The sequence below is a fragment of the Streptomyces sp. NPDC040622 genome (genome assembly GCF_055593965.1).
The window spans coordinates 1-24,950 of the sequence record NZ_JBVIXD010000016.1; the positions used below are offsets into that span (position 1 = coordinate 1).

The window sequence follows — 24,950 nt, forward strand, 5'->3', positions numbered from 1 at the left end:
CCTTGGGTTCTTTGTCAAAGGGGGAGGTGAGCAACCCAGAGGACTCCCCCCCTGTCCCCCCACTCCAGGGAAGGGACAAACCCCGCGGGGGGTGGTGCCGGTTGGGCAGGAACCCAACCGGCACCACGGGACACTGTGCGACCGCCCAGCGCCGCGGCATCACGGCGTCACGGCCTCACAACGTCACGGCCTCACGACGTCACGGCCTCACGACGTCACGACGTGTGGGGGCAGTTGCCCCGGTACTCCTCGATGGTGAGGCTCGGCCGCGGCAACGGGCACAGGAACTGCTCGTAGCGGGTGTCGTTGTCGATGAAGCGCTTCAGCCACGAGAGGCTGTACTTCGCGATCGTCGTGTTGGACGAGTTCGGCGTGAAGTGCGTGGCGCCGTTCAGCTCCAGGTACGCCTTGTCGAGCGAGCCCGGCAGGCTCTCGTAGAACGGCTCGGAGTGCGAGGCGACCGGCGCGACGGTGTCGCCGTCGGCGCCCACCACGAGGGTCGGCGTCTGCACCTCCGGCCAGCTCTTGTCGAGGTTCCAGCCGGTGAGGGGGATCGCGGCCTGGAGCGAGGGCCTGCTCTTGGCGGCTTCGAGGGTGCCGCCACCGCCCATGGAGTGACCCATGACGCCGAGCCGGCCGGCGTCGATGCGGCCGCGCACGGAGCTCCGCTGCGTCAAGTAGTCGAGTGCGGCCAGGAGTTGGCGGCCCCGGCTGTCGGGCTGGTCGAGCGTCGTGTTGGTGTCGATGGTGAAGACGACGAAGCCCTGGGAGGCGAGGCGCGGGCCGAGCCAGGCGATGGACGACTGGTAGGCCGTGTAGCCGGGGGATATCGCGACCGCGCCGAACGTGCCGTCGGCCGTCGACGTCGGGTAGTAGATGGTGCCGCCGCCGAACCCGCTCACGCCGAGGGCGGACACGGAGGTCTGGGAGACCGCGTACGAGCCGCGTGACGCCTCGATGCTCGACTCGGTGGGGGCGGGGCCGCGCTCGTAGGGGTTGTCGGCGGCCGCGTGGGCGGTGAGGCTCTGCGACGTGACGAGGCCACCGATGGCGAGGAGGGCGGCAAGTCCCGTGCGGATGAGGCGGGTTCGGGTTCGCATCCTGTGCACGATGCGGTTCCTCTCAACGGGGCGGGCGCCCGTCCCGGAGCGCCGCCGCTGTCATGGACAGCGACAACGTCCCGCACCGCCCGCCCCCACCGCATCGGCGAAATCACCGGCCACGACGGAACCCGCACCCGGCGACAGCCCCGCTCCCCGCGGCGTCACCGAACCGGATGCCCCGCGGAGCGCAACGCTCCCTTGACGTCCCCGATCCGCAGATCACCGAAGTGGAAGACGGACGCGGCGAGCACCGCGTCCGCGCCCGCCGCGACGGCCGGTGCGAAGTGCTCCGTCCGCCCCGCGCCACCGGACGCGATCACCGGCACGGACACGTGCTTGCGGACCGCCTCGATCATCTCGATGTCGTAGCCGTCCTTGGTCCCGTCCGCGTCCATCGAGTTGAGCAGGATCTCGCCCGCGCCCAGCTCGGCGGCCCGGTGGGCCCACTCGACGGCGTCGATCCCGGCGGACGTGCGGCCGCCGTGGGTCGTGACCTCGAACGAGCCCGTCCCGGTGCGCCGTGCGTCGACGGACAGCACGAGCACCTGGCGCCCGAAGCGCTCCGCGATCTCCCGGATCAGGTCCGGGCGGGCGATCGCCGCGGTGTTCACGCCGACCTTGTCCGCGCCCGCGCGCAGCAGCTTGTCGACGTCCTCGGCGGTGCGCACGCCGCCGCCCACCGTGAGCGGGATGAAGACCTGCTCGGCGGTGCGGCGGACCACGTCGTAGGTGGTCTCGCGGTTGCCGGACGAGGCGGTGATGTCCAGGAACGTCAGCTCGTCGGCGCCCTCGGCGTCGTACACCTTGGCCATCTCGACGGGGTCGCCCGCGTCGCGCAGGTTCTGGAAGTTGACGCCCTTGACGACGCGGCCGTTGTCCACGTCGAGGCAGGGGATGACCCGTACGGCGAGCGTCATGCCGTGTCTCCTCGGAAGGCTTCCAGTTCGACCTCGACCAGGATGCGCGGGTCGACGAAGCCGGAGACGACCGCGATGGTCGTCACCGGGCGCACGGAGCCGAAGACCTCCTTGTGCGCCCTGCCCACCTCGTCGACGTCCCGCGCGTGGGTCAGGAAGATCCGCGTGCGGATCACGGACTCGGCCCCGAGTCCGAGCTCGCCGATCGCCGCCAGCGCGTTGGCCATGGCGGCGCGCGCCTGTTCGTAGGGGTCGCCCTCGCCGTGCAGGACCGGGCCCTTGAAGGCGGTGGTCCCGCCGACCACGACCCGGTCGCCCGCCGCCACGGCGCGGGAGAAGCCGAAGGACTCCTCCCAGGGGCTGCCGCTCTGCACCCGTCGTACCTCTGTCATCGCGCCACGGCCTCCAGGGCTTCCTCCAGCGTGAACGCCTTGGCGTACAGCGCCTTGCCGACGATCGAGCCCTCGACGCCCTGCGGGACCAGTTCCGCGATGGCGCGCAGGTCGTCGAGGGAGGAGACGCCGCCGGAGGCGACGACGGGGCGGTCGGTGACCGCGCAGACGTTCTTCAGGAGCTCCAGGTTGGGGCCCTGCAGCGTGCCGTCCTTGGCGATGTCGGTGACGACGTAGCGTGCGCAGCCCTCGGCGTTCAGGCGCTCCAGGGTCTCGTAGAGGTCGCCGCCGTCGCGGGTCCAGCCGCGGCCGCGCAGCGTGGTGCCGCGGACGTCGAGGCCGACGGCGATCTGGTCGCCGTGCTCGGCGATGACCTTGGCGACCCACTCGGGGGTCTCCAGGGCCGCGGTGCCGAGGTTGACGCGGGTGCAGCCGGTGGCGAGGGCGGCGGCCAGCGAGGCGTCGTCGCGGATGCCGCCGGACAGCTCGACCTTGATGTCCATGGCCCTGGTGACCTCGGCGATGAGGTCGCGGTTGTCGCCGGTGCCGAACGCGGCGTCCAGGTCGACCAGGTGCAGCCACTCGGCGCCCGACCGCTGCCAGGCGAGGGCGGCCTCCAGCGGGGAGCCGTAGGAGGTCTCCGTGCCGGACTCGCCGTGGACGAGGCGTACGGCCTGGCCGTCGCGGACGTCGACGGCGGGAAGGAGTTCGAGGGTGCTCACAGGGTTCCGATCCAGTTGGTGAGGAGCTGGGCGCCGGCGTCGCCGGACTTCTCGGGGTGGAACTGCGTGGCGCTCAGGGCGCCGTTCTCCACGGCCGCCACGAAGGGCTCGCCGTGCGTGGTCCAGTGCACGTAGGGGGCGCGCATCACGGGGTTCACGACCTCGAGGGACCACGTGTGCACGGCGTAGGAGTGCACGAAGTAGAAGCGGGCGTCGTCGTCCAGGCCCTTGAAGAGCGGGGAGCCCGCGGAGGCCTGGACCGTGTTCCAGCCCATGTGCGGGACGATGTCGGCCTTCAACGGCTCGACCGTGCCGGGCCACTCGTCCAGGCCCTCGGTCTCGACGCCGTGCTCGATGCCGCGCGCGAAGAGGATCTGCATGCCGACGCAGATGCCGAGGACGGGGCGTCCGCCGGACAGCCTGCGCCCGACGACCCAGTCGCCGCGCGCCTCCTTGAGGCCCTGCATGCAGGCCTCGAAGGCGCCGACGCCGGGCACGAGCAGGCCGTCGGCGTTCATCGCCGTGTCGTAGTCGCGGGTGATCTCGACGTCGGCTCCCGCGCGCGCGAGGGCGCGCTCGGCGGAGCGGACGTTGCCGAAGCCGTAGTCGAAGACGACGACCTTCTTACGGGGGGTGCTCATGTCGCGTACGCCTCCCGTCAGTTCCAGTAGTCGAGCCGCAGGATGCCCGCGGCCAGGCACATCACGGCACCGATGGAGAGCAGGGTGATCAGGCTCTTCGGCATGCCCTGCTTGACGAAGGAGATGATGCCGCCGATCAGGAAGAGACCGACGACGATCAGGATGGTGTTGAGGCCGGTCATGGGTTACAGCGCACCCTTCGTGGAGGGAAGGATGCCGGCCGCGCGCGGGTCGTGCTCGCAGGCGTAGCGAAGGGCGCGGGCCAGGGCCTTGAACTGGCACTCCACGATGTGGTGCGCGTTGCGGCCGTAGGGCACGTGCACGTGCAGGGCGATCTGCGCCTGGGCGACGAAGGACTCCAGGATGTGCCGGGTCATCGTCGTGTCGTACGAGCCGATCATGGGCGCCATGTTCTCGGGCTCGGTGTGCACGAGGTACGGGCGGCCGCTGAGGTCGACGGTCACCTGGGCGAGGGACTCGTCCAGCGGGACCGTGCAGTTGCCGAAGCGGTAGATGCCCACCTTGTCGCCGAGCGCCTGCTTGAAGGCGGCGCCGATCGCGAGCGCGGTGTCCTCGATGGTGTGGTGGGAGTCGATGTGCAGGTCGCCCTCGGTCTTGACCGTGAGGTCGAAGAGGCCGTGGCGGCCGAGCTGGTCGAGCATGTGGTCGTAGAAGCCGACCCCGGTCGACACGTCGACCTTGCCGGTGCCGTCGAGGTCGATCTCGACGAGGACCGACGTCTCCTTGGTCGTTCTCTGCACCCGTCCTACGCGGCTCATGCGCTCTGCTCCTTCTTCAGTTCGCGTACCGCATCGAGGAACGCGTCGTTTTCGGCGGGGGTTCCGGTGGACACCCGGAGCCATCCCGGCACTCCGTTGTCCCGCACCAGGACGCCCCGGTCGAGGATCTTCCGCCACACCTCGTGCGCGGCGCCCTCGCCGTCGAACCGCCCGAACTGCACGAAGTTGGCGTCGGAGTCGGTCGCTTCGTAGCCCGCGGCGCGCAGCTCGGTGACCAGGCGGTCGCGCTCGGCCTTGAGCTGTTCGACGTACTTCAGGAGCGTGTCGGTGTGCTCCAGGGCGGCCAGCGCGGTGGCCTGCGTGACGGCGGACAGGTGGTACGGCAGGCGTACGAGCTGCACCGCGTCGACGACCGCGGGGTCGGCGGCGAGATAGCCGAGGCGCAGCCCGGCCGCGCCGAACGCCTTCGACATGGTGCGGGAGACGACGAGGTTCGGCCGCCCCTCGATCAGGGGCAGCAGCGAGTCGCCGTGGCTGAACTCGACGTACGCCTCGTCGATCACGACCAGCGCCCCGGCACCGGCCTTCGCGGCCTGCGCCGCCTCGTACAGGGCGAGGACCGTGTCGGCCGATACGGCGTTGCCCGTGGGGTTGTTGGGGGTGGTGATGAAGACGACGTCCGGCCGGTGCTCGGCGATGGCGCGGGTGGCCGCCGTCACGTCGATCGTGAAGTCGTCGTGGCGCGGGCCGGAGATCCAGCCGGTGCCGGTGCCCCGGGCGATGAGGCCGTGCATCGAGTACGACGGCTCGAAGCCGATGGCCGTGCGGCCGGGACCGCCGAAGGTCTGCAGGAGCTGCTGGATGACTTCGTTCGAGCCGTTGGCCGCCCAGACGTGGGCGCGGGTGACCTCGTGGCCGCCGGTGCGGGTGAGGTAGCGCGCGAGCTCCGTGCGCAGCTCGACGGCGTCCCGGTCGGGGTAGCGGTTGAGGTCGCGGGCGGCCTCGCGCACCCGCTCCGCGATGCGCTCGACGAGCGGCTCCGGCAGCGGGTAGGGGTTCTCGTTGGTGTTCAGGCGCACGGGGACGTCGAGCTGGGGCGCCCCGTAGGGGGACTTGCCGCGCAGTTCGTCGCGGACGGGAAGGTCGTCGATCCTGGTCACTTGCTCTCCGGCACCTTCCATCCGAACCGCGCCTTGACGGCCGCGCCGTGGGCGGGCAGGTCCTCCGCCTCGGCGAGCGTCACGACGTGGTGGGCGACGTCCGCGAGGGCCTGGCGGGAGTAGTCCACGATGTGGATGCCGCGCAGGAAGGACTGTACGGACAGGCCCGAGGAGTGGCAGGCGCAGCCGCCGGTGGGCAGCACGTGGTTGGAGCCCGCGCAGTAGTCGCCGAGGGAGACCGGCGCCCAGGGGCCGACGAAGATCGCGCCCGCGTTGCGCACGCGGCCGGCGACGGCGACGGCGTCCGCGGTCTGGATCTCCAGGTGCTCGGCGCCGTACGCGTCGACGACCCGCAGGCCCTCCTCCAGGCCGTCGACCAGGACGATCGCGGACTGGCGGCCCGCGAGCGCGGGGACGATCCGGTCCTCGACGTGCTTGGTGGCGGCGACCTGCGGCTCCAGCTCCTTCTCGACGGCGTCCGCGAGCGCCACGGAGTCCGTGACGAGGACGGCCGCCGCGAGCGGGTCGTGCTCGGCCTGGCTGATCAGGTCGGCGGCGACGTGCGCCGGGTCGGCGGTGTCGTCGGCGAGGACCGCGATCTCGGTCGGGCCCGCCTCGGTGTCGATGCCGATGCGCCCGGTGAAGTAGCGCTTGGCGGCGGCGACCCAGATGTTGCCGGGGCCCGTGACCATGTTGGCGGGGGCGCAGCTCTCGGTGCCGTACGCGAACATCGCGACGGCCTGGGCGCCGCCGACCGCGTAGACCTCGTCGATGCCGAGGAGCGCGCAGGCGGCGAGGATCGTCGGGTGCGGCAGTCCGCTGAAGGCGTCGGAGCCGGCCTGCGGGGGCGACGCGAGCGCCATGGACGCGACGCCGGCCTCCTGGGCCGGGACCGCGTTCATGATCACGGAGGACGGGTAGACGGACCGGCCGCCGGGTGCGTAGAGGCCGACGCGCTCGACGGGCACCCACTTCTCGGTGACCGTGCCGCCCGGCACGACCTGGGTGGTGTGCGGGGCGCGGCGCTGCTCGCGGTGGACGGTGCGGGCGCGGCGGATCGACTCCTCCAGGGCCTCGCGCACGGCCGGGTCGAGGCCGGCGAGGGCCTCGGTGAGCGCGGCCGCGGGGACGCGGACCTGCGCCAGGCGCACTCCGTCGAACTTCTCCGCGTAGTCGATCAGCGCCGCGTCGCCACGATGATGCACGTCCTCGCAGATGGGCCGCACCTTCTCCAGGGCGGCCGCGACGTCGAAGTCGGCACGGGGCAGCAGGGCGCGCAGGGCGGCACCGGACGGAAACTCCGTGAGTGCATCGCCGCGCAGATCGATTCGAGAGATCACATGGCCAATTCTCTCAGACCTTCTTTCGGCTCCGGTCGCCCGTATCACTGGCTGATATGAACCCCGGAAGACCGCGTTCACCACTAGCGTTCAGCCGGTCACGCAGCGGGCATGAAACAGGTGTACGAGAGACGCGCATCGCAGGACGGAGGGCATCGCCAGTGGTCGACGACGCCGGCACCGGGGATCCGCCGGACGGGCTGACCGCCGCGGAGATCGGCATGTGGCAGGCCTTCCGCAACGGCAGCGTCTACGACCTCAGGTCCGGCGATCCGGCGGCCGACGACCCGCACGGCGGGCACCCCTGGGGCCCCGAGCGCAGCGTGCGGGCGCGCATCGTGTGCTGGCTGCTGCTCGACGGACCGCCCGCGCTCGCGGGCCGGGTCTCCTCCCTGAAGCTGGCGGGCGTCCAGATCACCGACGTGCTCGACCTCGCGGGCGGCACGGTCGTCCCGTACACCGAGCTGAAGCACTGCCGCTTCGAGAAGGAAGTCCTGCTGCCCGAGGCGCGCTTCGCGACGCTGCGGCTCGTGGACTGCTCGATCCCGCGCGTCGAGGCGGCCCGGCTGCACACCGAGGGCGATCTGCACCTGCCGCGTTGCCGGATCCACAACGGCATCCGCCTCACCGACGCCCACATCGGCACCGACCTGCTCCTGAACCAGGCCGTGATCTACCGCGACCGGCGCAGCCACTCGATCACCGGCGACGGCCTCACCGTCGGCCAGGACCTGCAGGCCGAGATGATGGAGTCGCACGGCGAGCTGAGCCTGCGCGGCGCGAAGATCGGCGTCTCGCTCAGCCTGCGCGGCAGCAGGCTCATCAACCAGTACGGCAGGCACGCGCTCAACGCCCCGCAGATGACCGTCGAGCGCACCCTGTACCTGACCCCGGCGGCCGTCGGCAATCCGCCGCAGACCAGCGGCACCACACCGGCCCGCGGCACCCGGGTGCAGCGCTTCGAGTGCGAGGGCGGCATCCGCCTGGACGACGGGCGTTTCGGCGACGCCATCGACTTCGCGCAGGCCCGCTTCACGCTCCAGAGCGACCAGGAGATCTCGCTGCGCCGCGTCCAGACACCCGAGCTCCGCTTCCTGGGCGAGGCGCCGCAGCGCGGGAAGGTCGTCCTCTCCGGCGTCAAGGTCGTCAACCTCATCGACCGGGCGGCGAGCTGGCCGGGACCCGGCGGCCTGCAGATGGGCGGCTTCACGTACGAGAACCTCGTGCCGCAGGGCCCCTTCCCGCTCGCCCGGCGGCTGGCCTGGGTGGCGGCGGCGACCGCCGAGTACAACCCGGAGCCGTACGAGAAGCTCGCCGCCGTCCTGCGCAACGGCGGCGAGGACGCCGACGCCCGCGAGGTCCTGCTCGCCAAGCAGCGCCGCCGCCGCGAGACGCTGCCGCTGGCCGCGAAGCTGTGGGGGTACGCCCAGGACTGGACGGTCGCCTACGGCTACCGCCCCGGCCGGGCCGCGGTCTGGATGGCCGTGCTCTGGGCGGTCAGCGCGGTGGCGTTCTCGCGCGCGGAGCATCCGGCGATCAAGCCGGGCGAGCACCCGCACTGGAACCCCGCCCTGTTCTCCCTCGACCTGCTGCTGCCCGTGATCGACCTCGGCCAGGACACCTACTGGCAGCTGAACGGCGGCTGGCAGTGGTTCTCGACCGCGCTGATCCTGCTCGGCTGGGTACTGGCCACGACGGTGGCGGCGGGCGCGACCCGGCTCCTGCGGCGCAACTGAGCCCGCCCGCCGCGCCGCGGCCGAAACCGGCGCCTCACGGCCGAACCGTTACCCGGCGACAGGCAACCATCGCCGTCCCGCGACCGTCATTCCTGCGACCAACAAACGAGCAACCACGACGGTGACCGGTCGAGCCCGCGCGAGCGGCTCCGGTTCAGGCGCAAAGGAGGGCACGGTGTTGCGTGCCTTCATCCGCACGGCCCGCATGCTGCGGCACACCCCCCGGCTCGCCGTCGGGCTGCCGCCGGACGACGACGTACTCCTCGACGTGCCCGACGAGCGGCTCGCCCCCGCCCTGGTCGCCGCCGGGCGCGGGGACCACGGCCCGGCCGCCAAGCTCCTCGCCACCACCCGCGAGGCCGCCGAGTGGGAGAACCGCGACCGCTACGCCACGCGCCTCGCCGCCTTCGCCCGCTCCCGCCCCGAGTGGTTCGACGGCTGGCTCGGCGCCTCCCCGCACGACCCGGACGCCCTGCTCGTCAAGGCCGAGCTCGCCGTCGTCCGCGGCTGGGAGTCGCCGGCCCGCGCCGAGCTCCTGCGGGACGCGGGCCCGCTGCTCAGCGCCGCCGCCGAGGCCGACCCGCGCGACCCGGTGCCCTGGCGGATCGCCCTGGACCACGCCCGCGGTACGCACGCCCCGCACACCGTCTTCGAACAGCTGTGGGAGGAGGCGGTGCGCCGCTCCTCCTACCACTACGGCTGCCACGCCTCCGCGCTGCAGTACCTGTCCGCCGCCTGGTACGGCTCGCACCGCGAGTGCTTCGACTTCGCCGAGCGCGCCGCGGCCGACGCGCTGCCCGGCTCGCTGATACAGGTCCTCCCGGCCCGCGCCGCCTTCGCCTACCTGACCAGCCCGTCGGGGAAGGTGCCGCGCGAGCGCCTGGACGCGGCGGCCGACCTCGCGATCGCCCTCTCCGAGCAGTACGCCGCCGGGGACCCGTGGCCCGCCGAGGTCCGCAACCTCCTCACCTACGTCCTGGTCCGCCTGGAGCGCTGGGAGGACGCCCTGACACAGCTGCGCCTGATCGGGCCGTACGCCACCTCCTTCCCCTGGGACCGGATGGCCGACGATCCGCTCGGCCAGTTCCTGGAGCTGCGCGACGGCGTGCGCATCGAAGTGGCCTCGAAGACGCCGCTGCGCACTCCGCGCGACCGTGACCGCCCCCGCGAGCATTAGGCTTGCCGGTCGTGACCACCCGGCTTCCGCTCTTCCCGCTCAACTCGGTGCTGTTCCCCGGCCTCGTGCTGCCGCTGAACGTCTTCGAGGAGCGATATCGCGCCATGATGCGTGAACTGCTCAAGACCCCCGAGGAGGAGCAGCGCCAGTTCGCGGTCGTCGCCATCCGCGACGGCCTGGAGGTGGCGCCGAGCCTCCCCGGTCTCCCCGATCCGACGGCGGCGCCCGACCACGGCCCCGCCGCGGGCTTCGGCGACGACCCGGTCAAGGCCTTCCACACCATGGGCTGTGTGGCGGACGCGGCGACGATCAGGGAGCGCGCCGACGGCGGCTTCGAGGTCCTCGCGACGGGCACGACCCGGATCAGGATCCACTCCGTCGACGCCTCGGGGCCCTTCCTGACCGCCGAGGTCGAGGAGGTGCCCGAGGAGTCCGGCGACGGCGCGGGCACGCTGGCCGAAGGGGTGCTGCGCGCGTTCCGCTCCTACCAGAAGCGGCTGGCCGGGGCGCGGGAGCGCTCGCTGTCCACGGGCGCCGAGCTGCCCGACGACCCGTCCGTCGTGTCGTACCTGGTCGCCGCCGCGGCCGTCCTGGACACCGCGACCAAGCAGCGGCTCCTGGCCGCGCCGGACACCGCGGCACGGCTGCGCGACGAGCTGAAACTCCTTCGCTCCGAGACCGCGATCATCCGTAACCTGCCGTCCCTGCCCGCGACCGACCTGACCCGCGGGACGACCAGCCTCAACTGACGGAGCGCGAGCGCCTTGGCGAAGAAGCAGAAGAAGCAGCAGCCCGGGGGGACCCCCGCGACGGTCGCCCTCACCGCCGCGGGCGCCGCCTTCACGGTCCACTCCTACGAGCACGACCCGTCCCACCCCTCGTACGGCGAGGAGGCCGCCGAGGCCATGGGGGTCTCCCCCGACCGGGTCTTCAAGACGCTGGTCGCGGAGGTCGACGGCGAGCTCACCGTGGCCGTCGTGCCCGTGGCGGGCTCCCTGGACCTCAAGGCGCTGGCCGCCGCGGTCGCCGGCAAGCGTGCGGTGATGGCCGATCCGGCCGCCGCCGAGCGCACCACGGGGTACGTGCGCGGCGGCATCTCCCCGCTCGGCCAGCGCAAGAAGCTGCGCACGGTCCTCGACGACTCGGCGAAGGCGCACGCGACGATCTGTGTCTCCGCGGGCCGCCGCGGCCTGGAGGTCGAGCTGGCGCCGGGCGACCTGGCCGGCCTCACCGGTGCGGTCATCGCGCCGATCGGCCGCGCGGCCTGAACGGGAAAGACCGGACCGGACGACGTGAAAGCGCCCTCGACACATGCCCCGCACGGGACTAGTACCGAGGACATGTCGAAGAAGACGCGCATGCGGAAGTGGCGGGCGAAGAAGCGCAAGGCGAACCACGGCAAGCGCCCCGCCTAGGAATCACCCGGGAATCGCCGTCCGGAAGCGCCCGGGAATCCTCTACGAGCCCGTGCCCTCGGGGTAGCCGTCGCTCCGGGGGCCTTCGTACGGCTGACCGGACCGGCCGCCGTGGGCCTGTCCTTCGTAGGGCGCCGGATACGGCTCCGGGTCCCGCGGTCCGAACAGCGCGGTGAGGCCGAGGTGCACGGCCAGCGCGGCCACGGGCCAGGCGAGGAGCGTGCCCATGGCCTTCAGTTCGAGCGGCGCGTCGAAGACGACTCCCTTGCCGACGGACTTGGCGTGCGCGACGACGTCCGTGTCGGGTCCGAGGAAGATGCCCACCCGCCAGGCGAGCACCGCGCCCAGCAGGCTGCCGAGCGCGAGCCCGACGACCAGCGGGATGCCGCCGCGCCTGCGCAGCAGGAAGACGACGACGCCGCTGACGGCGCCGAAGGCGAGCGACAGGAGAGTGAACGTTCCGTCCACGCCCATCGCCTGTTCGCCCTCGGTGTCCTTGAGGTACACCACACTGCCGTCCGAGATGAGCGGCACCCGCGGCGAGAGCCACATCCAGAGCAGTCCGGCCAGGACGCCCGTGACGGCCACCACGACCATGATCACTGCGGACTGCCGCACTTCGGTCTTCATGCCGGGACCGTCCTCCTCGTGTCCGTGAGGAGACGTCGCTCCCGACGGCTGCGCGGCTGCCTGCCAGGGGTCGTGCGGGGGTTGGTGGTGCGGCGGTTGGGAGGGTGTCAGCGGTGCGGTCACCCCCACATCGTGCCAGGACTCCCTGTGGAGCGCGTCACCGGACGGCCGCCCGGCGGAACGCCCAGGTCGCCACGGCCAGCGAGACCACGCCGACGCCCGCGCAGACCGCCAGATCGAGCGCGACGACGGCCCAGTCCGGATCCGGTCCGAACGTACGGGCGAACGCCTCCACTCCGTACGTCGAGGGCAGCAGGTCACGCGCGTACTGCAGGACCGTCGGCATCCGGTCGGCCGGCAGCACCCCGAGCAGCAGCGCCGCCGACATGCCCATCTGACCGAGCAGCGTGGCGAGTTCGGGCCGCGGCGCGAGCAGGCCGAGGGCCGCGCCGAGCCCGGCGAGCGCGGCACCGGCCAGCGGGATCACCGCGACGAGCACCCACAGGTGGGTCAGCGGCAGGCCGAAGAGTCCGCACCCGACGATCGCCGTGACGAAGGTGCCGGGCACCGTGAAGGAGGCGTACGCGGCCGCCGCCCCCAGGACCACGGCGGCGGGCGGGACGGGCAGGGTGGCGTAGTGGTCGAGGCCGCCGTCGGAGCGGAGCTGCCCGAAGTACTGCGCGAGCAGGTTGAGCGCGACGAACGCGACGACGAGCACGGAGGACCCGGCGACGACGGCCCGCGCCTCACCGCCCCCGTCGACCACACCGCGCATCAGGATCATGATCCCGACGGACTGGAAGGTCGCCACGAAGAGCAGCGGTATCCGGGCGACCCGGGCACGTGAGAGCTGCGCCCGGTAGACGGCCGAGAGCGCAGGGAACAGGCGGGCCGGCGGCCCGAGCGGCGCGGGGCCGTCGTCCTGCCTGTCCGCCCGGGCGCTGTCGGCCCGCACGGCGGCTTCCAAGGGAACCGCACTCACCGGACGCCCCTCCTGCTCAGGTACTTGTCAGTTCGCACGCGGTCGGACCGCACACCGTCGCACCGCTTCCCGGCGGTTCGCTCGCCGCTCGGTGCGGGGCGGCCGGGGGGCGTCTGCCGCGCGGCTACGGCACGGCGGGCCCCCGTCGGGCCTTCGGCGGACCTCACGCCTTCACCAGCCCCCGTCCGTTGCCGCCCAGCGCGAGATAGACGTCCTCCAGGCTGGGCGTCGCCAGCGTGAAGTCGTCCAGGGCGGCGAACGCGGCCCCGCCGGTCACCGCCGCCACCGCGGCCCGTGCCTCGTCGGGCGCGAGCCGCAGGGACCAGCGCCGGCCCGACTCCACCGCGGAGGACCGCAGCGCGGCCACCTCGGGGACGTCCAGCGGCGCCCGCTCCCGCCACACCAGCTCCACCCGGACCTCGTCGGCGACCTTCTCCTTGAGTCCGGCCGGGCTGTCGCAGGCGATGACCTTGCCCTGGTCGAGCACGGCGACCCGGTCCAGGACGGTCTCGGCCTCGATGACGTTGTGGGTGACCAGCACGACCGTCGTGCCGCGCTCGGCGCGGCGCCGGTCGATGGCCGCCCAGACGGCGCGGCGCGCGACGGGGTCCATGCCGGTGGTCGGCTCGTCCAGGACGAGCAGCTGCCGCTCCCCCACCAGCGCGGTGGCGAAGCAGGCGAGCCGTCGCTGCCCGCCGGAAAGCTTCTTCAGGGGCCGCGAGGCCAGGGGTGTGAGCCCCAGTTCCTCCAGGACCGCGTCCCGCTCGGCGCGGGCCCGCGGCACGTCGAGCCCGCGCAGCCGTCCGGTCGTCTCGACGGCGAGCGACACGGTCAGCTCGTCGAGGGCGGTGGACTCCTGGCCCAGGTACGCGAGGATCCGCGCGGCCCGCTCGGGGTGGCGCACGATGTCGTGGCCGAGGATGTCGACGCTCCCGCTGTCGGGCCGCATCAGGCCGGTCAGCTGGCGTACGAGGGTGGACTTGCCGGCACCGTTGGGACCGAGCAGGCCGAAGATCTCACCGCGCCCGACCGTCAGACCGATCCCGTCGGTGGCGCGGACCTCGGGGGTCGCGGGCCTGCCGCGTCGGGCGCGGGCGGCGGGATAGGTCTTGACCAGGTCGCGCACCGCGCAGACGGCGTCGTTGCCGTGTTCCTGACGGAGTCCCTGTCGGACTGCCGGTGCCGGGCGCGTACTCACGAAGGACGAGCCTACGGGGTCCTCGGGCACGAACGACGCCCGGGGCGCCCCGTACGCCCCGTGTCAGTCACCGGCGCGGTCGCCCGCGGGCGCGTGTTCTGCGGCCGTCCGCACGTCGATCTCCCGCCAGAAGCCCGCCCGGATCGCATACCGGTCGTGCTCGTCGATCTGGTCGTCCTTGTGGGCGAGAAGGCCGAAACGTGCCGCGTAGCGGAGCAGTTCCCCGTCGACGCGGTGCGGAATGCGCGGGTACATCGTGGACAGCTTCTGCAGGTTGTGCTGTTCCGGGAGGCGCGCCATCCAGCGCCGCGCGAACACCTGTCCGACCTCGAAGGGGTCGCCGCCGACCGTGGTGATGTCCTCCTCGCGGTCGGCCCAGCGCTGCTCGGCCGTCGTCAGCTGGGCGAGGGTGGGCAGGGCGGCGGCCTCGGGGCCCTCGGCCGCGCCGCCGGGACGCTCGACCCAGCCCTTGTCGGACGACCAGCGCAGGGTCGCGTTGGTGGGGTGCTGGGCGGCCTGGGCGGTGCCGGGGGCGCGCAGGGCGGCCAGGTCCTTGGGGGTGGGCACGCCCTTGCCCGCGGGCATGCGGTGCTCGTCGGCCGCCGCCCGGCCGTTGGCGACCGGTTCGGGGTGCTGGTCGGGCGGCTCCTCCCCGGCGTGCTGGGCCGCGGCGGCGAGCGCGGACTCCGGCAGCGGCGCGGAGAGGATCGCGGCGATCTCGGGGCGCGGGACGGGCGGCGGCGCGCAGCTGCCGGTGAGCTCCTTGGGACGGACGGCCTTGGTGATCCAGATCCGGTCCAGGACGCGCCGTTCGTCGGCCTCGGCGACCAGGTCCTCGGACTGGTTGTAGTCGCCGTCGGCGGCCTGCACGGCCCACAGGTGGACGGCGACGCCGTGCTCCTTGGCGGCCATCATGCCGGGCAGCAGGTCGCCGTCGCCGGTGACGAGGACGACGTCGGAACAGGCGCGGTTGCGGGCCAGCTCGGTCAGCTCGGCGTGCATCGCGGCGTCGACGCCCTTCTGCGCCCACCGCCCGTCGCTGCGGGTCAGGGCGCCGAGCCGGACCGTGACGCGCGGCATGACGCGCAGCCGCCGGTGCTCGGGCTGCGGTACGCGGTCGGGGGCCCCGTCGAACCAGTAGATGCGCAGCAGGGGGCGCTCGGTGTCCGACTCCGCGCGCTCGCGCAGGCCCTGGATCAGGGCGGTGTGATCGACGGTGATCCGGGACCTGGACGGTTCGCCCGCGAGGAGACTCGCGGCGGCACCCAGCAGATACCCGGCGTCCACCAGGACGATGCAGCGATCCACGCGGTCCACCCTCTTTCCCTGGAGGTTCCCTGACGTGCCTGGGGGTCCCAGAACAGTGCCGGGGGTCTCTGGACGTTCCCTCGAAGGCCCACGAAGACACCCTGGAAGGACAACGAATCAGGGGTGCGGGTCCGCGTCGGGTCTCCTTCGAGTCTGCCCGACCCGGCGGAGGTTAACGGCCGGAACTCGATCTTCGGCGTGGCGTATCCGCGGATCCCTTCCCGACAGGCCTTATTACGCACGGTAATTCTCCGAAATGCACACTTTGAAGCCATATGTGAATCTGGTCGCATCCTGGCCCCCAGATCCCCCTCAGGAGGAAGATCACCATGGCCAAGAACAAGAACCGCAAGCAGGGCAGCCAACAGGACCGCGCCTCGCAGGCCGAGCAGGCGCAGGAGCAGGCCAAGTCGACCGCCGCGGAAGCCCAGTCGCCGATGCAGTCGCAGGTCCAGGGCAGCCCGGCGGATGTTGCGCGTAAGCACCAGCGTCGCTTCGGTCACAACTGACCCGTATCCAGGCACACATGAGGGGCGCACCCGATCCGGGTGCGCCCCTCGTGTCATGCGTCGGCCGCGTCGTGCGTCAGCCGGTGAAACGTCAGTCGGTGAAGCCGTGCCGCTCGTGGGCGACCATGAACGCACTCGGCTTCTGCAGTTCGGACTGCCGCGGCCGGACGACCCCGCGGCCGCCCTGGAGGACCGCGTACGCGGCACGCACGTGCCGCACCCGCTCGAAGAAGTCCATCCGCGGGAAATAGGCCTCCAACGCCCGACGCGCGTCCTCCGGGGACTGGTGCGTCTCTCGCATCAGAAATACGGCCTTGTCGACAGCGGCACCATTCACGGCACTCAACCCTCACACGCGAGAAGAACTAGATGCACTATGCATCTTACTCCTCGAGATGTCCGCTTTGGATAAGTAAGGGGCCGGTCAGCCCGCCAGGCAGGACGCGCCGAGCAGCACCTTCAGGTCGCCGAAGAGCGCCGGGTCGGGCTTCACACGGTGCCGGTCCAGGCGCAGCACGGTCGTCTTCTGCGCCCCCTGCAGCTTGATCCGCACCTCACTGTTGCCGCGGTGGTGGCTGAGGACCTCGCCGAGGCGGGTGATCATCGGCGGGCTCACCTTGACCGTCGGGATGGTGATCACCACGGGCGCGTTGGTGCCCGCGTTCGACAGGTCGGGCACCTGCATCTCCATGGCGACGAGCCGGGGCACGTCCTCACGCTTGTCGAGGCGGCCCTTGACGAACACCACGGCGTCCTCGACGAGTTGGGTCGACACCAGCTGGTAGGTCGCCGGGAAGAACATGCACTCGATGGACCCGGCGAGGTCCTCGACGGTCGCGATGGCCCAGGCGTTCCCCTGCTTGGTCATCTTCCTCTGCAGGCCCGAGATGATGCCGCCGATGGTCACGACGGACCCGTCGGAGAAGTCACCGCCGGTCAGCTGCCCGATCCCGGCATCCGCCTTGTCCGACAGGACGTGCTCCAGACCGAAGAGCGGATGGTCGGAGACGTACAGGCCGAGCATCTCCCGCTCCTGGGCCAGCAGGTACGTCTTCTCCCACTCGTCCTCGGAGAACTCCACGTCGAGCCCGAAGCCCGGCTCGTCACCGCCCGACTCGTCACCCATCCCTCCGAAGAGGTCGAACTGCCCCTCGGCCTCCTTGCGCTTGACCGCCACGACGTTGTCGATCATCGGCTCGTACTGGGCGGTGAGGCCCTTGCGGGTGTGCCCCATGGTGTCGAAGGCGCCCGCCTTGATCAGCGACTCCGTGGTGCGCTTGTTGCACGCGGTCGCCTCGACCTTGTCCAGGTAGTCGGGGAAGGAGGTGAACTTCCCCTTCGCCTTGCGCGAGCGGACGATCGACTCCACCACGTTCGTACCGACGTTGCGGACGGCCTCCAGGCCGAAGAGGATCACGTCGTCGCCCTGGGCGGCGAAGTTGTGCACGGACTCGTTCACGTTCGGCGGGAGCACCTTGATGCCCATGCGCCGGCACTCGTTGAGGTAGACGGCCGACTTGTCCTTGTCGTCCTTGACCGAGGTGAGCAGCGCGGCCATGTACTCGGCCGGGTAGTTCGCCTTCAGGTAGGCGGTCCAGTAGGTGACCAGGCCGTACGCGGAGGAGTGCGCCTTGTTGAACGCGTACCCGGCGAAGGGGACCAGGACGTCCCACAGGGCCTGGATCGCCGCGTCCGAATAGCCGTTCTTCTTCGCGCCCTCCTGGAACAGGACGAAGTTCTTCGCCAGTTCCTCGGGCTTCTTCTTGCCCATCACGCGGCGCAGGATGTCGGCCTCGCCGAGCGAGTAGCCCGCGATGATCTGCGCGGCCTTCTGCACCTGCTCCTGGTACACGATGAGGCCGTAGGTCAGGCCCAGCGTCTCCTTCAGGGGCTCTTCGAGCTCCGGGTGGATCGGCGTGATCTCCTGGCGGCCGTTCTTGCGCTCGGCGTAGTTCGTGTGCGAGTTCATGCCCATCGGGCCCGGCCGGTACAGGGCCGAGACGGCGGAAATGTCCTCGAAGTTGTCGGGCTGCATCTGGCGCAGCAGCGAGCGCATCGGGCCGCCGTCGAACTGGAAGACGCCGAGCGTGTCACCGCGGCAGAGCAGTTCGAAGGTCTTCGGGTCGTCCAGTTCGAGGGAGAGCATCTCCAGGTCGATGCCCTTGCCGGCCCGCACCATCTTGACGGCGTCGTCCATGATGGTGAGGTTGCGCAGGCCCAGGAAGTCCATCTTGAGCAGGCCGAGCGACTCGCACTGGGGGTAGTCCCACTGCGTGATGGTCACGCCGTCGGTGTGCCGCGTCCAGAGCGGGGCGTGGTCGACGATCGGCTCGCTGGACATGATCACGCCGGCCGCGTGCACGCCCATCTGACGGACCAGGCCCTCCACACCCTTCGCGGTGTCGATGACCTTCTTCACGTCCGGCTCGTTCTCGTACATCCCCCGGATCTCGCCCGCCTCGCTGTAGCGCGGGTGCTTGGGGTCGGTGATGCCGGAGAGGTCGATGCCCTTGCCCAGGACGTCGGCGGGCATGGCCTTGGTGAGACGGTCCCCCATCGCGTACGGATAGCCGAGCACGCGCGCGGAGTCCTTGATGGCGTTCTTCGCCTTGATCTTTCCGTACGTGCCGATCATGGCGACCTTGTCGGCCCCGTACTTCTCCGTCACGTACCGGATCACCTCGACGCGCCTGCGCTCGTCGAAGTCGATGTCGACATCGGGCATGGAGACGCGCTCGGGGTTGAGGAACCGCTCGAAGATCAGTCCGTGCGTGATCGGGTCGAGGTCGGTGATTCCCATGGCGTACGCGACGATCGATCCTGCCGCGGAGCCTCGCCCGGGGCCGACGGCGATGCCGTTGTTCTTGGCCCACATGATGAAGTCGGCGACGACGAGGAAGTACCCCGGGAACCCCATCTGGATGATGATGTCCATCTCGTACTCGGCCTGCTTCTGCCGGTCGTCGGGGACACCGCCCGGGTAGCGGCGTTCCATGCCGACCCGGACCTCCTCCTGGAACCAGGTGACTTCGGTGAAGCCCTCCGGGATGTCGAACTTCGGCATCAGGTCGCGCTTCTCGAACATCCCCGTGGTGTCGATCTGCTCCGCCACCAGCAGCGTGTTCCGACAGCCCTCCTGCCACGCGTCGGAGGAGTCGATGGCATACATCTCGTCCGTCGACTTCAGGTAATAACCCGTCCCGTCGAAACGGAAACGGTCCGGGTCCGAGAGGTTCTTGCCCGTCTGGATGCACAGCAGCGCATCATGCGCGACCGACTCGTGGGAGTACGTGTAATGCGAGTCGTTCGTCACCAGCGGCGGAATACCCAGCTTCTTGCCCACCCGCAGCAGATCGTCACGGACCCGGCGCTCGATGTCGATCCCGTGATCCATCAGCTCCAGGAAATACCGGTCCTTGCCGAAAATGTCCTGGTACTCCGCGGCCGCCTTCACCGCCTCGTCGAACTGGCCGAGCCGCAGCCGGGTCTGGAGCTCACCCGACGGACACCCCGTGGAGGCGATCAACCCCTCCGACCACTGGGAGATCGTCTCCTTGTCCATCCGCGGCCACTTCTGCAGCCACCCCTCCGCGTACGCGTCCGAGGACAACCGGAACAGGTTGTGCAGACCCGTGCTGTTCGCCGCCCAGATCGTCTTGTGCGTGTAACCACCCGAACCCGACACGTCGTCGCGCTTCTGATGCGGCTGGCCCCACTTGATCTTCCGCTTGTTGCGCCGCGACTCCGGCGCCACATACGCCTCGATCCCGATGATCGGCGTCACGCCCGCCTTCTTCGCCGAATGGAAGAAGTCGTACGCCCCGTGCAGGTTGCCGTGGTCGGACATGGCGACATGCGTCATGCCCATCTCATTGCACGCGTCGAACATGTCCTTGAGCCGCGCGGCACCGTCGAGCAGCGAGTACTGAGTGTGCACGTGCAGGTGCGTGAAGGGCGGCTTGGTCACGGCGGAAGGCCTCCGGAGAACGCTGGGCGACAGGCTGCGGACAGTCTGGGGGGACAGCGTGGAAGTCTAATCCGGAGCACTGACAGTCGGCGGGCACTCGGGGGTACGGTCGAGCGTTGGAAGGGACGGAACATCTGTCCCCGAGGGACGGAGCCCCCGTCCACATGCAGGGACGGAGCCCCCGTCCACATGTCACGCATCACCCTGCACCAGGAGGCACCCAGCGATGTCGGTCAAGCAGCCCACTGCTGAGCAGCGCGGCGAGCAGATCCTCGCCGTCTTCGACACCGCGTTCGGCGAGCTGCTCGCCGCGGACCCCGCCGCGTTCCGGGTGAAGTTCCGGAAGATGGCCGCCTCCGCCTTCGCGTTCTACCGCGGCACGGCCTGCCTGTTCTACGACGACCTGGAGCGCGAGCAGCACGGCGGCCCCTACCTGGACGACCGTACGGGCAGGGTGTGGATCCACGGCGACCTGCACGCGGAGAACTTCGGCACGTACATGGACGCCCAGGGCCGGCTGATCTTCAATGTGAACGACTTCGACGAGGCGTACGTCGGCCCCTTCACCTGGGACCTGAAGCGCTTCGCCGCCTCCGTCGCCCTGATCGGCTACACGAAGGCGCTCGGCGACGACCAGATCACCGAGCTCGTGCGGACCTACGCGACGGCGTACCGCGACCGGATCCACGACCTGGCGACGGGCGCCAAGAGCGACGAGGTGCCGCCCTTCACCCTGGACACCGCCCAGGGCCCCCTCCTGGACGCGCTGCGCGACGCCCGCTCCCTGACCCGCTTCGGGCTGCTCGACTCGATGACGGAGATCCGGGACTTCGAGCGCCGCTTCGCGCCGGGCGGCGGCTCCATCGAGCTCGACGCCGCCACGCGCTACAAGGTGCTCGCCGCCTTCGACGGCTACCTGGAGACCCTGCCGGAGTCCTCCCTCACCCGCCCCGACTCCTACCGCGTGAAGGACGTCGTCGGCCGCCGCGGCATCGGCATCGGCTCCGCGGGCCTGCCCTCGTACAACATTCTCCTGGAGGGCAACAGCGACGCCCTGGAGAACGACGTCGTGATCTACCTCAAGCAGGCGCAGACCCCCGCGGTCTCGCGGCACATCACGGACCCGGCCGTCCGTGGCTACTTCCAGCACGAGGGCCACCGCACGGTGATCTCGCAGCGCGCGCTGCAGGCGCACGCCGACCCGTGGCTGGGCTGGACCGAGCTGGACGGCGCCGGCCAGCTGGTCGCCGAGGTCTCGCCGTACGCGGTCGACCTGGACTGGTCCGACATCGACGACCTGGACGAGATCTCCTCGGTCGTCGCCGACCTGGGCCGTGCCACGGCCACGATGCACGCCGCGGCGGACGACGAGAGCGGGCACTCGGACCTGGTGCCGTTCTCCACGGAGCGCGCCATCGACGCGGCGATCGCGGGCGACGAGGAGGGCTTCGCGGACCTGCTCGTCGACTTCGCGCACAGCTACGGAGCCCGCGCCCGCGCCGACCACCAGATCTTCGTCGACCTGTTCCGCAACGGCCGGATTCCGGGGCTTTAGGCTCCCGCGGGTGCCCGTACCCCCGGCGGAAGCCATGGGGGAACTCACAGGGACCCTTGAGGAACCTCCCACAGGAACACATGGCACACTCCTCGGCGATGGACATATCCGGGACCCAGCTCAGAGCCGTGCGCGCGGCGCTGTTCACGGCGCTCGTCGTGACGCTCTCCACCGCGTCGCACGTGCTGCTGTCCCGCGTCCCCCTGCCGCCGACCACCGTCGCGGCCATCGCCGCCGCCGTCTTCGCCCTCGCCTACGCGATGGCGGGGCGCGAGCGGGGCTACGGGCGGATCGCCGCGCTGCTGATCCCCCTGGAGCTGGCCGCCGACACCGTGTTCACCGCGGGCCAGCACGTCTGTTACGGCGAGGCGGGCGGTCCCGTCGCGGGGCCGCTGCGCTCCTTCGGCTTCGACGTGCTGTGCGGCGGGGCGCCCGTCGGCACGCCCCTGGCCCGCATGGCGGCCGAGGGCCATCACGGCGCCGCCGTGCTCCTCGCGGACGTCGAGCCGGGCGCCGCCTGGCTGCTGCTCGGCGCGCACGTCGGCGTGGGCCTCCTGGCCGCCGCCTGGCTCCGGCGCGGCGAGCAGGCGCTGGCCCAGCTGCTGCGCGCGGTCGCCGCCGCCACGTTCCGGCCGCTGCTGATCGCGGTCGCCGCGCTCACCACCTGCCCCCGGCCCGTCCGCCGCCCGCCGCGCCCCGAGCGCCGGGTCAGGGCGGCCCGTACGAGGCTGCTCGTGCACTTCGTGGGGCGGCGTGGACCGCCGTGCTCGGCCGTTCACGCCTGAGCACCGCACCCCCACGCAGTCATTCACACGGAGAAAAGATCATGAGCAAGCGCAACAGCCAGGCCGCCAAGTCCGCCGCCCGCGAGCGCATCCGCGCCCAGCAGGAGGCCGAGCGCAAGCGCGAGAAGCGCAAGCGCGGCATCATCGTCGGCGTCTCGATCGTCGGCGTCCTCGCGATAGCGGGCGGCGTCGGCTACGCCGTCATGCAGTCCAACAAGCCCGGCTACTGGGAAGAGGCCAAGGACGCCAAGCTGGTCAAGCCGGCGAACACCGAGGGCAAGGACGGCACGACCGTCGTCCTCGGCAAGGACTCCGCGAAGAAGACCCTCAAGGTCTACGAGGACCCGCGCTGCCCGGTCTGCGCCGCGTTCGAGCAGACGGTCGGCCCGACGGTCGAGAAGGACCTGAAGGACGGCAAGTACAAGATCCAGTTCATCGGCGCCACCTTCCTCGACCGCAACATCCCCGGCGAGGGCTCCAGGAACGCCCTGAGCGCGCTCGGCGCCGCTCTGAACGTCAGCGACGACGCCTTCCTCGAGTACAAGAAGGTGCTCTTCTCCGCGAAGAACCACCCCTCGGAGCAGGACGACAAGTTCAAGGACGACTCGGTCCTCCTCAAGGCCGCCGACGAGGTTCCCGCGCTCAAGAAGAGCGCGGCCTTCACGAAGGACGTCAAGAACGGGACGTTCGACCGGTGGGCTCTGGAGATGTCGAAGAAGTTCGACGAGAACAAGGACGGCGTCCAGGGCACCCCCTCCTTCGTCATGGACGGCAAGCAGCTGACCGGCCCCGGCTCCAAGAACGCGCCCAGCACGGTCGAGGACTACAAGAACGCGATCGACAAGGCCCTCAAGGGCTGACCTGACGCACAACACCGCGCGCCGACAGGGCCGGTGGGCAAAGAGCGGGCGAACTCGTGGAGTTCGCCCGCTCTTTGCGATTACCGATCAGTAAGGTGATCGGCTGTGACCAGTCGATTCCCCGCGGAAACACCCGCCTCTTCCCTGACGCCGCGCCGCCGTACCGTCGTCAAGGCCGCCGCCGCGACCGCCGTGCTCGGCGCGCCGCTCGCCGCCATACCGGCGCACGCCGCCGACAGACCCGCGTTCCTCCACGGAGTCGCCTCGGGAGACCCGCTGCCCGACGGCGTCCTGCTGTGGACGCGCGTGACGCCCACCCCCGATGCCGTGCCGGGTTCCGGCAAGGGGCCCGACACCGAGGTGCGTTGGGAGGTCGCCGAGGACAAGGGCTTCACCCGGGTCGTCGGGCACGGCAGCACCACCGCGCGTGCGGCGTCCGACCACACGGTCAAGGCCGACGTAAGGGGCTTGCGCCAGGCAGCCACGTATTACTTCCGCTTCTCCGTAGGCGACGTCCACTCCCCCGTGGGACGTACCCGCACCACCCCCGCGCTCGACGCGTCGGCGCCCGGCGTCCGCTTCGGTGTGGTGTCCTGCGCCAACTGGGAGGCGGGCCACTTCTCCCCCTACCGCCACCTCGCGGCCCGCACCGAGCTCGACGCGGTCCTCCACCTCGGCGACTACATCTACGAGTACCGCAGCGGCGAGTACCCCTCCGCCGAGTACGTCGTCCGTCCGCACGAGCCGCGCCACGAGATCACCACGCTCGCCGACTACCGCGTCCGGCACGGCCTCCACAAGACCGACCCGGACGCGCAGGCGATGCACGCGGTGCACCCGGTCATCGCGATCTGGGACGACCACGAGTTCGCCGACAACGCCTGGTCGGGTGGCGCGGTCAACCACAGCCCCGAGACCGAGGGCGGCTGGGCGGGGCGCATGGCGGCGGCCAAGCAGGCCTACTTCGAGTGGATGCCGGTGCGCCCCTCCACGGAAGGCACCGTCTACCGCCGCGTGCGCTTCGGCAGGCTGGCCGATCTGCACCTGCTCGACCTGCGGTCCTTCCGCTCCGAGCAGGCGGGGTTCGGCAGCGGCGACGTCGACGACCCGGACCGCACGATCACGGGCCGGGCCCAGCTCGACTGGCTCAAGGCCGGTCTGGCCGGCTCGGACGCGGCCTGGAAGCTGGTCGGCACCTCGGTGATGATCTCGCCGGTCGCCTTCGGCTCCCTGCCGGCCCATCTGCTCGAACCCCTCGCGGAGTTGCTCGGCCTGCCCAAGGAGGGCCTCGCCATCAACGCCGACCAGTGGGACGGCTACACGGACGACCGCAAGGAACTCATCGCCCACCTGCGCGACAACAGGATCCGCAACACCGTCTTCCTGACCGGCGACATCCACATGGCCTGGGCGAACGACGTGCCGGTGAAGGCCGCCACGTACCCGTTCTCGGCCTCGGCCGCCACGGAGTTCGTGGTCACCTCGGTCAGCTCGGACAACGTCGACGACATGCTGCACGTCGCCCCGCACACGGTCTCGCTCGTGGCCGCGGGCGCCCTCAAGGCCGCCAACCGCCATGTGAAGTGGCTCGACATGGACTCGCACGGCTACGGAGTCCTCGACGTCACGGCCGAGCGCTCGCAGATGGACTACTACGTGGTCTCCGACCGGACCGACCCCAAGGCCACCTCGTCCTGGGCCCGCTCGTACCGCACGCTCAACGGCACGCAGAAGGTGGAGCGGGTGCACGCACCCGTGCGCTGACCGCCCGCACGTCCTGATCCCCGGGTCCGAAAGCGGCCTCCGGGGATCA

24 protein-coding genes are annotated in these 24,950 nt (G+C 71.0%); 9 read left to right on the forward strand and 15 right to left on the reverse strand.

Annotated elements, in window-relative coordinates; genetic code table 11:
- Positions 1-215: 215 nt before the first annotated feature.
- The 9 genes from bdeA to hisD all read right to left on the reverse strand — a co-directional run bounded on the left by bdeA (position 216) and on the right by hisD (position 7,015).
- On the reverse strand, positions 216-1,100 hold the full coding sequence (gene bdeA / locus ACZ592_RS35425; protein WP_471585828.1) for a bis(hydroxyethyl) terephthalate hydrolase: 885 nt from the start codon (positions 1,098-1,100) through the stop codon (positions 216-218).
- A 164-nt stretch (positions 1,101-1,264) separates the two neighbouring features.
- Complete coding sequence (hisF, locus tag ACZ592_RS35430; RefSeq protein ID WP_471585829.1) at positions 1,265-2,020, reverse strand: imidazole glycerol phosphate synthase subunit HisF; 756 nt, start codon at positions 2,018-2,020, stop codon at positions 1,265-1,267.
- On the reverse strand, positions 2,017-2,412 hold the full coding sequence (locus ACZ592_RS35435) for a Rid family hydrolase (RefSeq protein WP_471585830.1): 396 nt from the start codon (positions 2,410-2,412) through the stop codon (positions 2,017-2,019). The genes hisF and ACZ592_RS35435 overlap by 4 nt, the downstream gene beginning before the upstream one ends.
- Positions 2,409-3,134: a bifunctional 1-(5-phosphoribosyl)-5-((5-phosphoribosylamino)methylideneamino)imidazole-4-carboxamide isomerase/phosphoribosylanthranilate isomerase PriA gene (gene priA / locus ACZ592_RS35440; protein WP_471585831.1), complete on the reverse strand. Its 726-nt coding sequence runs from the start codon at positions 3,132-3,134 to the stop codon at positions 2,409-2,411. The genes ACZ592_RS35435 and priA overlap by 4 nt, the downstream gene beginning before the upstream one ends.
- On the reverse strand, positions 3,131-3,775 hold the full coding sequence (gene hisH / locus ACZ592_RS35445; protein ID WP_471585832.1) for an imidazole glycerol phosphate synthase subunit HisH: 645 nt from the start codon (positions 3,773-3,775) through the stop codon (positions 3,131-3,133). Before hisH ends, priA begins: the two co-directional genes overlap by 4 nt.
- Before the next feature lie 17 nt (positions 3,776-3,792).
- Positions 3,793-3,957 carry a hypothetical protein gene (locus ACZ592_RS35450; protein WP_055550328.1) on the reverse strand — a complete coding sequence of 55 codons (165 nt, stop codon included), beginning with the start codon at positions 3,955-3,957 and terminating at the stop codon, positions 3,793-3,795.
- A gap of 3 nt (positions 3,958-3,960) precedes the next feature.
- The gene (gene hisB / locus ACZ592_RS35455) at positions 3,961-4,554 is read right to left on the reverse strand and encodes an imidazoleglycerol-phosphate dehydratase HisB (RefSeq protein ID WP_471585833.1); all 594 of its coding nucleotides are present in this window, start codon (positions 4,552-4,554) and stop codon (positions 3,961-3,963) included.
- Positions 4,551-5,696 (reverse strand): histidinol-phosphate transaminase, encoded by a 1,146-nt coding sequence (locus ACZ592_RS35460; protein ID WP_471585834.1) that lies wholly within the window; start codon positions 5,694-5,696, stop codon positions 4,551-4,553. The genes hisB and ACZ592_RS35460 overlap by 4 nt, the downstream gene beginning before the upstream one ends.
- A complete protein-coding gene (gene hisD, locus ACZ592_RS35465) occupies positions 5,672-7,015 on the reverse strand; it encodes a histidinol dehydrogenase (RefSeq protein WP_471585835.1) in 1,344 nt (447 codons plus the stop codon). The genes ACZ592_RS35460 and hisD overlap by 25 nt, the downstream gene beginning before the upstream one ends.
- A 221-nt stretch (positions 7,016-7,236) precedes the next feature.
- Between hisD and ACZ592_RS35470 the strand changes: the two genes are divergently transcribed.
- From ACZ592_RS35470 to ybaK, 4 genes are all read left to right on the forward strand, one after another.
- On the forward strand, positions 7,237-8,751 hold the full coding sequence (locus ACZ592_RS35470) for an oxidoreductase (protein WP_471585929.1): 1,515 nt from the start codon (positions 7,237-7,239) through the stop codon (positions 8,749-8,751).
- A 205-nt stretch (positions 8,752-8,956) separates the two neighbouring features.
- Entirely contained in the window at positions 8,957-9,928 is a 972-nt protein-coding gene (locus tag ACZ592_RS35475; protein ID WP_471585930.1) for a hypothetical protein, read from the forward strand.
- 2 nt (positions 9,929-9,930) lie between these two features.
- Positions 9,931-10,677 carry an LON peptidase substrate-binding domain-containing protein gene (locus ACZ592_RS35480; RefSeq protein WP_471585836.1) on the forward strand — a complete coding sequence of 249 codons (747 nt, stop codon included), beginning with the start codon at positions 9,931-9,933 and terminating at the stop codon, positions 10,675-10,677.
- Between the two features lie 15 nt (positions 10,678-10,692).
- Positions 10,693-11,196 carry a Cys-tRNA(Pro) deacylase gene (ybaK, locus tag ACZ592_RS35485; protein WP_471585837.1) on the forward strand — a complete coding sequence of 168 codons (504 nt, stop codon included), beginning with the start codon at positions 10,693-10,695 and terminating at the stop codon, positions 11,194-11,196.
- Between the two features lie 189 nt (positions 11,197-11,385).
- Here the strand turns inward: ybaK and ACZ592_RS35490 are convergent, their stop codons facing one another.
- The 4 genes from ACZ592_RS35490 to ACZ592_RS35505 all read right to left on the reverse strand — a co-directional run bounded on the left by ACZ592_RS35490 (position 11,386) and on the right by ACZ592_RS35505 (position 15,461).
- The gene (locus tag ACZ592_RS35490) at positions 11,386-12,096 is read right to left on the reverse strand and encodes a DUF2567 domain-containing protein (RefSeq protein ID WP_471585838.1); all 711 of its coding nucleotides are present in this window, start codon (positions 12,094-12,096) and stop codon (positions 11,386-11,388) included.
- A gap of 34 nt (positions 12,097-12,130) precedes the next feature.
- Positions 12,131-12,955, reverse strand: a complete 825-nt coding sequence (locus tag ACZ592_RS35495) for an ABC transporter permease (RefSeq protein WP_471585839.1) — start codon at positions 12,953-12,955, stop codon at positions 12,131-12,133.
- A 163-nt stretch (positions 12,956-13,118) separates the two neighbouring features.
- The gene (locus tag ACZ592_RS35500; RefSeq protein WP_471585840.1) at positions 13,119-14,153 is read right to left on the reverse strand and encodes an ABC transporter ATP-binding protein; all 1,035 of its coding nucleotides are present in this window, start codon (positions 14,151-14,153) and stop codon (positions 13,119-13,121) included.
- 63 nt (positions 14,154-14,216) lie between these two features.
- The gene (locus ACZ592_RS35505) at positions 14,217-15,461 is read right to left on the reverse strand and encodes an NYN domain-containing protein (RefSeq protein ID WP_471585841.1); all 1,245 of its coding nucleotides are present in this window, start codon (positions 15,459-15,461) and stop codon (positions 14,217-14,219) included.
- A 329-nt stretch (positions 15,462-15,790) separates the two neighbouring features.
- On the opposite strand from ACZ592_RS35505, the gene ACZ592_RS35510 reads away from it, so the two are divergent.
- Positions 15,791-15,970, forward strand: coding sequence for a hypothetical protein (locus ACZ592_RS35510; protein WP_471585842.1), 180 nt, complete (start codon positions 15,791-15,793; stop codon positions 15,968-15,970).
- Between the two features lie 91 nt (positions 15,971-16,061).
- Here the strand turns inward: ACZ592_RS35510 and ACZ592_RS35515 are convergent, their stop codons facing one another.
- Positions 16,062-16,307 (reverse strand): hypothetical protein, encoded by a 246-nt coding sequence (locus tag ACZ592_RS35515; RefSeq protein WP_471585843.1) that lies wholly within the window; start codon positions 16,305-16,307, stop codon positions 16,062-16,064.
- An 87-nt stretch (positions 16,308-16,394) separates the two neighbouring features.
- On the reverse strand, positions 16,395-19,937 hold the full coding sequence (gene dnaE, locus ACZ592_RS35520) for a DNA polymerase III subunit alpha (protein WP_471585844.1): 3,543 nt from the start codon (positions 19,935-19,937) through the stop codon (positions 16,395-16,397).
- Between the two features lie 226 nt (positions 19,938-20,163).
- On the opposite strand from dnaE, the gene ACZ592_RS35525 reads away from it, so the two are divergent.
- From ACZ592_RS35525 to ACZ592_RS35540, 4 genes are all read left to right on the forward strand, one after another.
- Positions 20,164-21,492 (forward strand): DUF2252 domain-containing protein, encoded by a 1,329-nt coding sequence (locus tag ACZ592_RS35525; protein ID WP_471585845.1) that lies wholly within the window; start codon positions 20,164-20,166, stop codon positions 21,490-21,492.
- 98 nt (positions 21,493-21,590) lie between these two features.
- Positions 21,591-22,277, forward strand: coding sequence for a hypothetical protein (locus tag ACZ592_RS35530; RefSeq protein ID WP_471585846.1), 687 nt, complete (start codon positions 21,591-21,593; stop codon positions 22,275-22,277).
- 41 nt (positions 22,278-22,318) lie between these two features.
- Positions 22,319-23,137, forward strand: coding sequence for a thioredoxin domain-containing protein (locus tag ACZ592_RS35535; protein ID WP_471585847.1), 819 nt, complete (start codon positions 22,319-22,321; stop codon positions 23,135-23,137).
- Positions 23,138-23,242: 105 nt separating this feature from the next.
- Entirely contained in the window at positions 23,243-24,901 is a 1,659-nt protein-coding gene (locus tag ACZ592_RS35540) for an alkaline phosphatase D family protein (protein WP_471585848.1), read from the forward strand.
- Positions 24,902-24,950 lie beyond the last annotated feature (49 nt).

Excerpts from the sequence above, each read along its gene's own strand:
- bdeA (WP_471585828.1), bottom strand. The coding sequence starts at position 1,100 with ATGCGAACCCGAACCCGCCTCATCCGCACGGGACTTGCCGCCCTCCTC.
- hisF (WP_471585829.1), bottom strand. The coding sequence starts at position 2,020 with ATGACGCTCGCCGTACGGGTCATCCCCTGCCTCGACGTGGACAACGGC.
- ACZ592_RS35435 (WP_471585830.1), bottom strand. The coding sequence starts at position 2,412 with ATGACAGAGGTACGACGGGTGCAGAGCGGCAGCCCCTGGGAGGAGTCC.
- hisH (WP_471585832.1), bottom strand. The coding sequence starts at position 3,775 with ATGAGCACCCCCCGTAAGAAGGTCGTCGTCTTCGACTACGGCTTCGGC.
- ACZ592_RS35450 (WP_055550328.1), bottom strand. The coding sequence starts at position 3,957 with ATGACCGGCCTCAACACCATCCTGATCGTCGTCGGTCTCTTCCTGATC.
- hisB (WP_471585833.1), bottom strand. The coding sequence starts at position 4,554 with ATGAGCCGCGTAGGACGGGTGCAGAGAACGACCAAGGAGACGTCGGTC.
- ACZ592_RS35460 (WP_471585834.1), bottom strand. The coding sequence starts at position 5,696 with ATGGAAGGTGCCGGAGAGCAAGTGACCAGGATCGACGACCTTCCCGTC.
- ACZ592_RS35470 (WP_471585929.1), top strand. The coding sequence starts at position 7,237 with ATGTGGCAGGCCTTCCGCAACGGCAGCGTCTACGACCTCAGGTCCGGC.
- ACZ592_RS35475 (WP_471585930.1), top strand. The coding sequence starts at position 8,957 with ATGCTGCGGCACACCCCCCGGCTCGCCGTCGGGCTGCCGCCGGACGAC.
- ACZ592_RS35510 (WP_471585842.1), top strand. The coding sequence starts at position 15,791 with ATGGCCAAGAACAAGAACCGCAAGCAGGGCAGCCAACAGGACCGCGCC.
- ACZ592_RS35525 (WP_471585845.1), top strand. The coding sequence starts at position 20,164 with ATGTCGGTCAAGCAGCCCACTGCTGAGCAGCGCGGCGAGCAGATCCTC.
- ACZ592_RS35530 (WP_471585846.1), top strand. The coding sequence starts at position 21,591 with ATGGACATATCCGGGACCCAGCTCAGAGCCGTGCGCGCGGCGCTGTTC.
- ACZ592_RS35535 (WP_471585847.1), top strand. The coding sequence starts at position 22,319 with ATGAGCAAGCGCAACAGCCAGGCCGCCAAGTCCGCCGCCCGCGAGCGC.